The following is a 12,227-nucleotide window of genomic DNA, read 5'->3' as shown; positions in this document are numbered from 1 at the left end:
TTCATAGGCCATATCGCGTATCCGGTCCGCCGCCAATCGCCAAAACCAATCACGAAAACTGCTTTTCAGGTCCCCTTGCCGAGACCGTTTGACCCAGACCGCTTGATGTTGCTCGAGACCGCATTGCGCAAGAAGGCCTCCGCCCTCACCGCCCTCGTCACGGCTGCGGCGATCGCACTGGCGCCGCTCCCGGCGGCACGTGCGCAGAGCAAGGGGCCGCCGATCCTGCGCGATACCGAGACCGAACAGCTGCTGCGCGAATATACCCGCCCGATCCTGCGCGTCGCCGGTCTGGAGAAGCAGAACATCCAGATGGTGATCATCAACGACGGCTCGTTCAACGCGTTCGTCGCGGACGGCCGCCGCATCTTCGTCAATTGGGGCGCGATCGTCCAGTCGGAGACGCCGAACCAAATCATCGGCGTGCTCGCGCACGAGACCGGGCATCTGGCCGGCGGTCATCTGTCCAAGCTGCGCGAGCAGCTCGCCAACGCGCAGACCCAGATGATCATCGCGATGCTGCTCGGCGCCGGCGCGATCGCCGCCGGCAGCACCCGCAGCTCCAGCAGCGCCGGCAACAACGGCCTTGCCAATGCGGGCGCGGCCGCGATCGCCGGGCCGCAGGAGATGATCCGCCGCACGCTGCTGTCCTACCAGCGCCAGCAGGAGGAGAACGCCGACCGTGCCGGCGTGAAATTCCTGACCGCGACGCAGCAGTCGCCGAAGGGCATGTACGAGACCTTCAAGCGCTTCACCAGCGAGAGCCTGTTCGCCGCCCGCGGCGCCGATCCCTATCTGCAGTCGCACCCGATGCCCGCTGAGCGCGTCGCAGCACTGCAGGAGTTCGCCAGCAGCAGTCCCTATTGGGACAAGAAGGACGATCCCGCGCTCCAGCTCCGTCACGACATGGTGCGCGCCAAGATCTCGGCCTTCATGGAGCGGCCGGAGACGGTGTATCGCCGCTATCCGCAGACCAACGACAGCATGCCGGCGCGCTATGCCCGGGCCATCAGCACCTATCTGCACGGCGATCTGCGCAGCGCGCTCGCCCAGATCGACGCGCTGATCCAGGTCCAGCCCAACAACCCGTACTTCTACGAGGTGCGCGGCCAGGCCCTTTTGGAAAGCGGCAAGGCCGCCGAAGCCATCGCTCCCCTGCGCAAGGCGGTACAGCTCTCCAACAACGCCCCCCTCATCGAGATGTTACTTGGGCAGGCTCTGGTTGGAACCGATAATAAAGCCTACACCGACGATGCTGTTCGGATTCTCCGCGCCGCCGTGGCGCGGGAGCCCGAGGCGGTGCTCGGCTATACCCAGCTCGCGATGGCCTATGGCCGGAAGGGCGACTATGCCGAGGCGGATCTCGCCTCGGCGCAGGCCGCTTACTTGCGCGGCGACAACAAGACCGCCCGCGAGCTCGCCACGCGCGCGAAAACCCGTTTCGCCGTCGGCACGCCCGGATGGGTCAAGGCCGACGACATCGTGGCGGCCAAGCCGCCGCGCAACTGACGACAAACTGGAACGACGCCTTAAGACCACGACGTCACGACACCGAGCTTTGAGTCCGCCGGGACGTTTTCCGAAACCTGCTTTGGATAAGAGGATTTGCCTATGCCTTCGCTGCGTCTGCTTGCCCCCGCGCTGTTTGCGCTCGCCATGTTCGGCGTGACCGCGCCCGCGTCGGCCGACAGCTTCTCCGATGCCCAGCGCACCGACATCGAGGCGATCATCAAGAACTATCTCGTCACCCACCCCGAGGTGCTCGAGGAGGCGATGACCGAGCTCAGCAAGCGCCAGGCCGCGGCCGAAACGCAGAAGCACGAAGCCAGCATCGCGCAGAATGCGGATGCGATCTTCAACTCGCCGCGCCAGGTCGTGCTCGGCAACAAGGACGGCGACGTCACCTTCGTCGAGTTCTTCGACTACAATTGCGGCTATTGCAAACGCGCGATGGACGACATGCTCAGTCTCATGAAGAGCGATCCGAAGCTGAAGGTCGTGCTGAAGGAGTTTCCGGTGCTGAGCCAGGGCTCGGTCGAAGCGGCGCAGGTCGCCGTCGCCGTGCGCATGCAGGATCCCTCCGGCAAGAAATATCTCGACTTCCACCAGAAGCTGCTCGGCGGCCGCGGCGCGGCCGACAAGGCACGCGCGATGCAGGCCGCCAAGGAAGCCGGCCTCGACACCGCGAAGATCGAGAAGGACCTCACCAGCCCCGAGGTGCGCGCCACCATCGAGGAGAACTTCAAGCTCGCGGAGGCGATGGGCATGAACGGCACGCCGAGCTACGTGATCGGCAAGCAGATCGTGATCGGCGCGGTCGGCGTTGAGGGCCTGAAGGAAAAGATCGGCATTGCCCGCTGCGGCAAAGCGACCTGCTGAGCGCCACGACATTGCGTTGAAAGAGGCCGGCTCACAGCCGGCCTCTTTTTTTTGCGCGGGTTCGGAACGTCGCAGTTTGTCGCGATCCGGGCGAGACCGTTCATCCGGCGTTCAACAAACAAAGCTCGTCGGAACCCCTGGAATTCGGAACGACCGCGCTCTCCTTTCGTTGTCGGCGCGGGCAATGACGCAAAGAAATCACGTGAGGAGAGGTTCAAATGACTAATCGCTTTTTGGTCTCGGTTGCAGCCCTGGCGCTGATCGCCGGCACCGGTTTCGCCAACGCGCAAGGAACCGGAACCAAGGACTACGGCAGTGGCCAGCAGACCCAGCAGGGTACGCAGCCTTCTGGCGAGCGCAGCGGCTCCATGGGCAAGCAGGAATCCATGGACAAGCAAGACAAGCGTGACAAGGGAACGGTCGGCCAGGCTGGCGGCCGGGCGTCCGAAGACAAGTCCGGCGCGATGAAGGACGAGCGTCCCTCCGGTGGCGCGATGAACAAGAACGCGGCCGAGGACAAGGCAGGCGCGACCAAGGGCCAGCGCACCGACGAACGCGCGCAGGGTCAGATGGACAAGTCCCAGCAAGACAAGTCCAAGAGCATGAGCCAGGACACTCCCAAGTCCGGCCAGAAGGACAAGGACATGAAGGCTGAGGGCAGCAAGAGCGGCACCTCGACCGAGAGCCAGAAGGGGACTGGCACCAGCACCAACCAGAACGCCCAGGGCCAGACCGGCACCAGCACGACGGTCGGCCAGGCTGGCGCGGGCGCCAAGCTCTCGACCGAGCAGCGGACCCAGATCACCTCGGTGATCCGCGAGCAGCGCGTGGCCCCCGTGACCAACGTGAACTTCTCGGTCTCGGTCGGCACCCGCATTCCGCGCGAGGGCATCGAGCTGCACGCCCTGCCGTCCCGGGTCGTGACGATCTATCCGGAGTGGCGGACCTATCGCTACGTCATGGTCCGCGAGCAGATCGTGATCATCGATCCGAACACCTACGAGATCGTGGCGATCCTCGAAGTGTAAGGCAGGTGACGACTAATCCCTGGAGGCGGGCTGCAATGCCCGCCTCCTTGCGTTTGGCCGGCAGCCATGCTTTGGACTGGTTAACAAGCAATTTCCGTAGCTTCCGCACAGGTTTTTGCACCCCGGATGAGGTGCCTGAAGCCCCTTGGGAGGTCCTTCAAGGCTTCCCCTAGGACGCTTTGTTACCTATAACCCCGCCACGCCGAAGCACCTCTTCCGGGATTGGAATGGCACAACCTGCAACCGACACGATCCTCGTTCTCAACGGGCCGAACCTCAACATGTTGGGGACGCGCGAGCCCGAAAAGTATGGCCATGCGACACTGGCGGACGTCGAGGCGCTGTGCCGCGAGGCGGCGGCGACGTTCGGTCTCAAGGCCGACTGCCGCCAGTCCAACCGCGAGGGCGAGCTGATCGACTTCATCCACGAAGCGCATGCGCGCAAGATGAAGGGCATCATCATCAATGCCGGCGGCTATTCGCACACCTCGATCGCGCTGCACGATGCGCTGCTCGCGGTGCAGATCCCGACGGTCGAAGTGCACGTGACCAACATCCACGCCCGCGAGAGCTTCCGTCACCACTCCTACACCGCACGCGCGGCGTTCGCCTCGCTCTGCGGTTTCGGCATCGAGGGCTACCGGCTCGCCATCCAGGGCCTTGCCGCCAAGCTCGGCATCAAGCCCAAAGCCTGACGCTCCCTTCCAACAGAACATTCGGATCAAGCAACATGGCGCGCCAGCCAGACGACAAAGCAGCCGCAAAGTTTTCCAGCGAGGATTCCGCGCTCGTCCGCGAGCTCGCCCTTCTGCTCGATGAGACCAGCCTCACCGAGATCGAGATCGAGCGCGCGGGCCTGCGCCTGCGCGTCGCCCGCAACATCAGCGTCGCCGCGACCATGCCGATGCCGCTTGCGGCCGCTGCCGCTGCTCTGCCGGTGGCGGCAAGCGCCGTCGCGCCCGCGGCGGCCGCGGCCGATTTGTCCAAGCATCCGGGCGCGGTAACCTCGCCGATGGTCGGCACCGCCTATTGGGCACCGGAGCCCGGCGCCAAGCCGTTCATCGAGGTCGGTAACAAGGTCTCGGTCGGCCAGACCCTGCTGATCATCGAAGCCATGAAGACCATGAACCAGATCCCCTCGCCGCGCGCCGGCACGGTGACGCAGATCCTGGTCGAGGACGGCCAGCCGGTCGAGTACGGCGAGCCGCTGGTGATTATTGAGTGACGCGAATGGGGAATAGCGAATAGCGAATGGCATCAGCCTTCCCTACTCGCCATTCGCCACTCGCCATTCGCTGCAGGACAACATGTTCGACAAGATCCTCATAGCCAACCGCGGCGAGATCGCCCTTCGCATCCTCAGGGCCTGCAAGGAGCTCGGGATCGCGACCGTCGCCGTGCACTCGACCGCCGACGCCGACGCCATGCATGTGCGCCTGTCGGACGAGAGCGTCTGCATCGGGCCGCCGGCATCCAAGGACAGCTATCTCAACGTGCCCGCACTGCTCGCGGCCTGCGAGATCACCGGCGCCGATGCCGTGCATCCCGGCTACGGCTTCCTGTCCGAGAATGCGCGCTTCGCTGAAATCCTGAGCGAGCACAATCTGCATTTCATCGGCCCGAAGGCCGAGCACATCCGCCTGATGGGCGACAAGATCGAGGCCAAGAAGACCGCCAAGAAGCTCGGCATCCCCGTGGTGCCCGGCTCGGACGGTGCAGTCGGCCCCGACGATGATGCCATGGCGATCGCGAAGAAGATCGGCTTTCCCGTGCTGGTGAAGGCGGCGGCGGGTGGCGGCGGCCGCGGCATGAAGGTCGCGCACAGCGAGGCCGATCTCCAGCTGGCGCTGTCGACGGCAGCCAACGAGGCCAAATCCGCCTTTGGCGACGCCTCGGTCTATCTCGAAAAATACCTCCAGAAGCCGCGTCATATCGAGATCCAGATCCTCGGCGACGGCCGCGGCGGCGCGATTCATCTCGGCGAACGCGATTGCTCGCTGCAACGCCGTCACCAGAAGGTCTGGGAGGAAGGCCCCTCGCCCGTGCTGGCCGCCGCCGCGCGCGCCAGGATCGGCGAGACCTGCGCGAAAGCGATGCGCGAGATGAAATATCTCGGCGTCGGCACCATCGAGTTCCTGTTCGAGGACGGCGAGTTCTACTTCATCGAGATGAACACGCGTATCCAGGTCGAGCATCCCGTTACCGAGAGCATCACCGACATCGACCTCGTGCTGGAGCAGATCCGCATCGCCGCCGGCGGCGAGCTGCCGGCGAAGCAGGACGAGATTCAGATCATCGGCCACGCCATCGAGTGCCGCATCAACGCGGAAAATCCGCAGACCTTCCGGCCCTCACCGGGCCGCATCACGCAATACCACCCGCCCGGCGGGCTGGGCGTGCGCATCGATTCCGCGGTCTATCAGGGCTACCAGATCCCGCCCTACTACGACTCCCTCGTCGGCAAGCTGATCGTGCACGGCAAGACCCGCGCCGAGTGCCTGATGCGGCTGCGCCGGGCCCTCGACGAGATGGTGGTCGAAGGCATCGAGACGACACTGCCGCTGTTCCGCGACCTGGTCCGCCAGGACGACATCATCGACGGCGACTATCACATCCACTGGCTGGAACAGTATCTGGCCGGCAAGGCGGAACCCGCCCCCAAATAAATCCCCGTCGCCGGGAACCCATTGCCTTCGCGGGCGTTTTCAGCAGTTGGGAGCTGTTCGAAGAAGGGGCGTTGAAATTCCATTGTTCGGCGCGGGGCGATACCGTCGTGACGGCTAGAGCGCAGCGGCGGCGCGCATTTTGGCAGGTCCTGCTGTTCGCAGCGGGCCTTCTGGTGTTGACCGTGATCAGCGCCGGCTCCGTCTACCTCGTCAACAAGGCCCGCGAAGACAGCAAATGGGTGCTCCACACCATCGAGGTGGAGAACCAGGTCAACGCGCTGCTGCTTGAGATCCGACGCGCCGAGAGCAGCGCCCGCGGCTTTCTCCTGACGCAGGGACCGGATTTTCAGTCGGATCATGAGAGAGCCGTCGCAGCAATTATTCCCGCGCTCGACAAGCTCACGCGCCAGATCGGCGACAATTCTACGCAGCGCGACAGCCTCGAGAAGCTGAGCGCCGCGATCGAGGTCCGGCTCGGCCAGTTCGCGCGCGAGATGGATTTCATCAAGCAAGGTCAGCCCGACAATGCCAGGGCGCTCGTCCGCGAGGCCGCCGCCGGCACCACCACAACCACGATCACCAACCTCGCCAACGCGATGATCCGCGAAGAGGAACGGCTGTTCCGGCAGCGTTCCGTCAATGCCGACCGCAGCCAGACGCTGGCCGCGTCCCTCACCGGCATCGGCTCGGGCCTCGTGGTGGTGTTCGCCCTGATCTCGATCTGGCTGGTGCGGCGTTCGGCACGCATGCGTGACGAGGCCGAAACGCGCCTGCGCGATGCCAACCTCAACCTGGAGGCCGTCGTCGACGAACGCACGGCCGACCTGCGCGAGGCCAACAACGAGATCCAGCGCTTCGCCTATATCGTCAGCCACGATCTGCGCTCACCGCTCGTCAACATCATGGGCTTCACCAGCGAGCTCGAAGAGCTCGGCGGCGACATCTTCCGCCGCGTCAGCAGCCTCACCCACGTCCCGGCCGACGGGCCGCCTCTGGCGCCCGCCAGCACCGGCGAGATCGCGCTCGAAGGTCCCGACAAGCAGCTTTCCGAGGATTTTTCCGAGGCGCTCGGCTTCATCAAATCGTCGATCGCCAAGATGGACCGGCTGATCTCGGCGATCCTCAACCTCACCCGCGAGGGCCGGCGCGAATTCCAGCCGGAGAAGATCGACATCCGCGAGTTCGTCGAGGCCATCGTGTCGACGCTGGCGCATCAGGCCGTGGAAGCGCAGGCCGAGATCCACGTCGAGCCGCTGCCTGATATCATCAGCGACCGCCTTGCGCTGGAGCAGATCTTCTCCAATCTGATCGACAACGCGATCAAGTACCTGAAGAATGGGGTGCCCGGCGAGATCAGAATTCGCGGGCGGACCAAGCTCGGCTACGCTATCTTCGAGATCAGCGACAACGGCCGCGGCATCGATCCGAAGGATCATCAGCGGATATTCGACCTGTTCCGCCGCGCGGGAACTCAGGACAAGCCGGGACAGGGCATAGGTCTTGCACATGTGCGTGCACTTGTGCGCCGTCTCGGCGGCACCATGTCGGTATCGTCGGAACTGAACGCGGGCAGCACGTTCACCATCACGCTGCCCGTCGCCTGGAACGCCAGCACCCGGAACGCAGATCGATGACGCAGCCAGTCACCATCATCATGATCGAGGACGACGAGGGGCACGCCCGACTGATCGAGCGCAACATCCGCCGCTCCGGGGTCAACAACGAGATCATCTCGTTCGCCAACGGCACCGATGCGGTGAAGCACCTGTTCGGCGCCGACGGCAGCGGGCTGCCCCAGAAGGGCAACGCCCTCTTGATCCTGCTCGACCTCAACCTGCCCGACATGAGCGGGATCGACATCCTGAAGCAGATCAAGGAAAACAGATATCTCAAGGCCTCGCCCGTGGTCGTGCTCACGACCACCGACGATTCCCAGGAGATCAAGCGTTGCTACGAGCTCGGCTGCAACGTCTACATCACCAAACCCGTCAATTACGAGAATTTCGCCAACGCCATCCGGCAACTCGGGCTGTTCTTCTCGGTCATCCAGGTCCCGCCCGCCGCCCCATGAACCAGCAAACGCCGACACTGCTGTATATCGACGACGACGACGCGCTCGCGCGGCTGGTCGAACGCGGCCTGACGCGGCGCGGCTACAGGGTCGTCCATGCCGCGAGCGGCGAGGAAGGCCTCGAGCACATCCGCCGCGCCTGCGCCCAAGACAACACCGAAGACAGCACCGAAGACAGCATCGAAGGCGGCATCGACGTCGTGGCACTCGACCAGTACATGCCGGGCCTCGACGGCCTCGAGACGCTCGAGCAGATCATGGCGATCCCGGGCGCCCCTCCCGTGGTATTCGTCACGGCCTCGCAGGACTCCAGCATCGCCGTCACCGCGCTGAAGGCCGGTGCGGCCGATTATCTCGTCAAGGATGTCAAGGGCGACTTCATCCCCCTGCTCCACGTCGCCGCCGAGGGCGCGCTGCGCCAGGCCGAGTTGCAGAAGGCACGCGAGGAGGCGGAAGCCGAGATTCACGCCTCGCGCGACCGCTACGCCGCCCTTGCCGCCGAACGCGAGCTCTTGCTGCGCGAGGTCAATCACCGCGTCGGCAACTCGCTCCAGATCATCGCCTCGCTGCTGCACCTTCAGGCCAGCTCCGCCGCGCAGGAAGAGGTCAAGGCCGCGCTGACCAACGCGATGGGCCGCGTCGCCGCGGTCGCGCAGGTGCACCGTCGCCTCTACACCTCGCAGGACCTGAAGAGCGTGGTCCTGAACCAGTATCTGGAGTCCCTGCTCGAGGATCTCCGCCGCTCGGCCGAAGGCAACCGGATGTCGCGCCTGACGCTGAAGGCCGAGCCGATCGAGATCGACCCGGACCGCGCGGTCGCCGTCGGCATCATCGTCAACGAGCTGGTGATGAACGCGGTGAAATACGCCTATCCCGACGGCGCCGGCCCGATCCACGTCGAGCTGACCTCGCAGGGCGAGGATCTCCTGCTGACGATCGCCGACGACGGCGTCGGCGACAACGTCAAGGCCGACCCGCGTTCGACCGGCATGGGCCAGCGCATCGTCGCGGCCATGGCCACCAAGCTCGACGCCTCGGTGGAGCGCGACCCCGCCCACAGCGGAACCCGCATCGTGCTGAGGTTCCAGCGCCTGCCCTCCGCACCGCCCGGCAAGGCCAGCAGCGCCGCCGCGAGCTGATCCGCCCCCCATCGCAACCGCATTGCGATCCTGCTATTGTCGCAGGCCATGACTTCGCGCGATTCCGCCTCGTCTGAGATCACGCCGGCCGTACTGCTGCGCGCCTATGCCTGCGGTATCTTTCCGATGGCCGAAAGCGCCGACGATCCGACCCTGTTCTGGGTCGAGCCGGAGCTGCGCGGCGTCATCCCGCTCGACGGTTTTCGCGTGGCCTCGCGGCTCGCGCGCACCGTGCGTTCGGATGCGTTCCGCGTGACCGTCAACACCGCCTTCAAGGCCACGATCGCCGGCTGCGCCGCGCCGCAGGCCGGGCGCGAGGACACCTGGATCAACAAGCGCATTCGCGATCTCTATGGCGGCCTGTTCGAGCTCGGCCATTGCCACAGCGTCGAGGCCTGGCAGGGCGACGACCTCGTCGGCGGGCTTTACGGCGTGAGCCTCGGACGCGCCTTCTTCGGCGAGAGCATGTTTCACACCGCGCGCGATGCGTCCAAGGTCGCGCTGGTGCACCTGGTGGCGCGGCTGATCCATGGCGGCTTCGAGCTGCTCGACACGCAATATGTCACCGAGCATCTAAAGAGCTTTGGCGCGGTCGAGATTTCGCGGCGGCGCTATACCGCGCTGCTCGACAAGGCGCTCGCGGGTGAGCCCGGCGAATTCCTGAGGCTCTCGTCCGGTGACGCGATCCCGGGTGCGCGCACACTCGAGATCATCGCCTCGCGACAATAATCGGTAGCTGGCCTAGCGGCCGAACCCGGGGAGACCGAACAGACCCGGCCGCTGCTCCGGTGGCGGCGGCGGAGCCGGCTGCTGTTGCGGCGGCGGAGGCGGCAACGGCTGCGGCGGACGCTGCTGCACGGCCTGCTTGGGCGCGGCCTTCTTCTGCGCGGGCGGCGGCGGAGGCGCGGGCTTGGTCGCGGGATCCGGTGCCGCGGTCGCAATGGTCTGCTGCGGCTCTTTGCAGTCGGTCAGCCAGATGTCGTAGATCGGATGCTCGACGCCGTGCAGGCCGGGGCTTGCCGCATACATCCAGCCTGAGAAGATCCGCTTCACCTCGCCCTGCAAGGTGATCTCGTCGACCTCGACGAAGGCGTCGGTATTGGTGGCTTCCGTCGCCGGCCGCGTATAGCAGGCGTCGGTCTTGACCCTGAGCGCACCGAACTGGACGGTCTCGCCGATCTCCTCGTCGAAATTGATGATGCGCCCGGTGATCTTGTCGAGGCCGGAGAAGGTCGCCTTCTTGTTGACGATCTTCTGGGCCGGCGGCTCGGTCACGACCTCGTCGCCCGGCTGGAGGCTCGCCGGCGTCTGCGGGACCGTGCCCGGCGCGCCCTTCTGCTGCGGCGGGCGCTGACCGGGCGCACCCGGAGCACCTTGCGGACCGGGCGGCGTGACCGCCGCGGAGGGGGGCTGGTTCGGCGGCGCGACGCTGGAGCCCGGCGGCGGCGCCAGCGGCTGGGTCTCGACCGGCCCCGGCATCACATTCCCCTGCCGGCCCGGCGGCATCGGGCGCGACGGTAGCACGCGACCCTGCGGCGGCAGCTCCGGCACCTCTTCGTCGTCCTCGGGAATCTGCTGCGGCTGCGGCTGGCCACGCGGAATGTTGCCGGGCGGCCGCAGCGGCGGCGGATCGGAGAAGATCGTGCCGATCTGCGCCTGCGCCGGGGTCGCAGCCGTCAGCGCGGTGGCGGCCAGCAGCGCCGCAAGGCCTGTCAGGGTAAAGGTTTTAAGCATCTCGCGCGGCTTCAACAGCGAATCGGGCTTGTTGGACACATTCTACAGGGGATACCGCCGCTCGCAGGCCCTCCGGTTAACACGCCGAATACGGCGGGGGAAGGGCGGCATCCCTGCCCCTCCCGGCGCTGGCTGGCCAGACCGGCTCCCGGATGGGATAGTCGGATACCCCTCCCTGGGGCCCAAGGCGAGCACAAGGCGGGCATTCGCCTTCCGAAACGACGTCCAACCATAACCAGAAGCCTCAGAGGTCCCCCCGATGCCCGTTGTGCTCGATCCCGACGCCGCCGCCATCTACAAGGCCTTCCAGGAGGCCGGCCGCCCCGCCTACGAGACCCTGACCGCACTGGAGGCCCGCGCCTATTACCTGCAGGCGCGCTTTGCCACCAACCCCGAGCCGGCGGAACTCGCCCGCGTCACCCTTCTCGCGATCCCGGCCCCGCACGGGGAGATCCCCGCCCGCCTCTACGTTCCGAACGAACCGCGCCGGCACGATGGCCTGTCGCCGGCCCTGGTGTTCTTCCACGGCGGCGGCTGGGTGATCGGCGATCTCGACTCCCACGATGTCGTCTGCCGCCAGCTTGCCGTTTCAGGCGCACTAGTCGTGATCTCGGTCGACTACCGCCTCGCCCCCGAGCACAAATTTCCGGCGGCAGTCGACGACGCAACCGCCGCAACCAGATGGATTGCCGCCCATGCGCGCGAACTCGGCATCGACGCCTCGCGCCTCTCGATCGGCGGCGACAGCGCCGGCGGCAATCTCGCCGCGGTCGTCGCGCTCGCCGCCCGCGACGCCGGCGGCCCCGCGATCGCCGGCCAGCTGCTGATCTATCCGGCGACCGATTTCGCCATGACGCACGGCTCGCACCGCGAGCCCGAGACCAGCGTGCTGCTGACGCATTCGGTGATCCGCTGGTTCCGCGACCACTATCTCAATGGAGCCGCCGACATCCATGACTGGCGCGCTTCGCCGGCGCGCGCGCAAAACCTTTCCGGCCTGCCGCCGGCCTATGTGCTGACCGCCGGCGCCGATCCCTTGCGCGACGAAGGCGACGAATATGCCGCGCGCCTGAAGCAGGCCGGCGTGCCCGTCGCGTACAAGCATTATCCCGGCCAATTCCACGGCTTCTTCACCATGGGCAAGCTGTTGCAACAGGCCAATGTCGCCGTGAGCGAGATCGGCGCGTGGCTGAAGGGATTGGGGTGACAG

At 65.9% G+C, this 12,227-nt stretch carries 12 protein-coding genes; 11 read left to right on the top strand and 1 reads right to left on the bottom strand.

The window, feature by feature from the left end; all coding sequences use genetic code 11:
- Positions 1–105: 105 nt before the first annotated feature.
- The 10 genes from ACVJ19_RS28430 (at position 106) to aat (ending at position 10,012) form a co-directional block, all read left to right on the top strand.
- A complete protein-coding gene (locus tag ACVJ19_RS28430; RefSeq protein WP_453952500.1) occupies positions 106–1,509 on the top strand; it encodes a M48 family metalloprotease in 1,404 nt (467 codons plus the stop codon).
- A 102-nt stretch (positions 1,510–1,611) separates the two neighbouring features.
- Complete coding sequence (locus tag ACVJ19_RS28425) at positions 1,612–2,379, top strand: DsbA family protein (RefSeq protein ID WP_453952499.1); 768 nt, start codon at positions 1,612–1,614, stop codon at positions 2,377–2,379.
- A 218-nt stretch (positions 2,380–2,597) separates the two neighbouring features.
- Entirely contained in the window at positions 2,598–3,407 is an 810-nt protein-coding gene (locus tag ACVJ19_RS28420) for a DUF1236 domain-containing protein (protein WP_453952498.1), read from the top strand.
- 227 nt (positions 3,408–3,634) lie between these two features.
- Positions 3,635–4,102 (top strand): type II 3-dehydroquinate dehydratase, encoded by a 468-nt coding sequence (gene aroQ, locus ACVJ19_RS28415; RefSeq protein ID WP_453952497.1) that lies wholly within the window; start codon positions 3,635–3,637, stop codon positions 4,100–4,102.
- A gap of 35 nt (positions 4,103–4,137) precedes the next feature.
- A complete protein-coding gene (gene accB, locus ACVJ19_RS28410) occupies positions 4,138–4,632 on the top strand; it encodes an acetyl-CoA carboxylase biotin carboxyl carrier protein (RefSeq protein WP_453952496.1) in 495 nt (164 codons plus the stop codon).
- Between the two features lie 82 nt (positions 4,633–4,714).
- Positions 4,715–6,073, top strand: a complete 1,359-nt coding sequence (gene accC / locus ACVJ19_RS28405) for an acetyl-CoA carboxylase biotin carboxylase subunit (RefSeq protein WP_453952495.1) — start codon at positions 4,715–4,717, stop codon at positions 6,071–6,073.
- 107 nt (positions 6,074–6,180) lie between these two features.
- Positions 6,181–7,707 (top strand): sensor histidine kinase, encoded by a 1,527-nt coding sequence (locus ACVJ19_RS28400; RefSeq protein WP_453952494.1) that lies wholly within the window; start codon positions 6,181–6,183, stop codon positions 7,705–7,707.
- Positions 7,704–8,144 carry a response regulator gene (locus ACVJ19_RS28395; protein WP_211408200.1) on the top strand — a complete coding sequence of 147 codons (441 nt, stop codon included), beginning with the start codon at positions 7,704–7,706 and terminating at the stop codon, positions 8,142–8,144. The genes ACVJ19_RS28400 and ACVJ19_RS28395 overlap by 4 nt, the downstream gene beginning before the upstream one ends.
- Positions 8,141–9,283: a sensor histidine kinase gene (locus ACVJ19_RS28390; protein ID WP_453952493.1), complete on the top strand. Its 1,143-nt coding sequence runs from the start codon at positions 8,141–8,143 to the stop codon at positions 9,281–9,283. Before ACVJ19_RS28395 ends, ACVJ19_RS28390 begins: the two co-directional genes overlap by 4 nt.
- A 48-nt stretch (positions 9,284–9,331) precedes the next feature.
- Positions 9,332–10,012: a leucyl/phenylalanyl-tRNA--protein transferase gene (gene aat / locus ACVJ19_RS28385; RefSeq protein WP_453952492.1), complete on the top strand. Its 681-nt coding sequence runs from the start codon at positions 9,332–9,334 to the stop codon at positions 10,010–10,012.
- A gap of 12 nt (positions 10,013–10,024) precedes the next feature.
- Here aat and ACVJ19_RS28380 read toward each other — a convergent pair whose 3' ends face one another.
- On the bottom strand, positions 10,025–11,056 hold the full coding sequence (locus ACVJ19_RS28380) for a DUF2155 domain-containing protein (protein ID WP_453952491.1): 1,032 nt from the start codon (positions 11,054–11,056) through the stop codon (positions 10,025–10,027).
- A gap of 220 nt (positions 11,057–11,276) precedes the next feature.
- Between ACVJ19_RS28380 and ACVJ19_RS28375 the strand changes: the two genes are divergently transcribed.
- Entirely contained in the window at positions 11,277–12,224 is a 948-nt protein-coding gene (locus ACVJ19_RS28375) for an alpha/beta hydrolase (RefSeq protein ID WP_453952490.1), read from the top strand.
- Positions 12,225–12,227: the final 3 nt, after the last annotated feature.

It is taken from the genome of Bradyrhizobium sp. USDA 376 (assembly GCF_054063675.1).
The sequence above is the reverse complement of the archived record's forward strand: the minus strand, read 5'-3'. Positions and strand labels throughout refer to the sequence as shown.